Genomic DNA, 518 nt, shown 5'->3' on the forward strand with positions numbered 1-518 from the left:
ATTTCGGATGAAGATCACACGCTGCAGCGGATTGCGGCGGAACTGACAGACACCAACAAAATGTCGTTCGTGGCAGAACGGCCAGACGGCTCGATTGCCGGCTACGCGATGGCTAAGATGAATGAAGCCGGCGACGTCGTGCTTGACCGGCTCCACATCGATCAAAGCGAGTACGGCACCGGGCTAGCCGCTAATATATTGCACGCTGTCTTTGCCGCCCATTCCGGCATCCCGAGCGTCGCACTCGAAGTGCTCGAGGGAAACGACCGGGCAATGGCCTTTTACTGCAAACATGGTTCGAAGTGGTCGATCGCAGGGCCGCGTCGCACGGTGCAGAAGGCCATGCATCGTTGATTATGCGCAATCTGCTATCTCGCGCCTAGTCGGAACTCGCGCATCGAACAGTACATCACGTCTTCCGTCCCCAGCGCACCGGCGGCCTCCCCGCTCGCAATCCAAATAGACGTCTTTCAGCTGTTTGATTAGCATGTCAGCGTGAGCGAACGCGAGGTCCTGAG

Annotated in this window: 1 protein-coding gene; it reads left to right on the top strand. The window is 57.9% G+C overall.

The features are described from left to right. On the top strand, positions 1 to 354 hold a 354-nt coding region (locus NKI25_RS36420), incomplete at its 5' end, for a GNAT family N-acetyltransferase (protein ID WP_353001015.1). Positions 355 to 518 lie beyond the last annotated feature (164 nt).

Source organism: Mesorhizobium sp. M0808 (assembly GCF_040320025.1).
GTDB lineage: Bacteria > Pseudomonadota > Alphaproteobacteria > Rhizobiales > Rhizobiaceae > Mesorhizobium.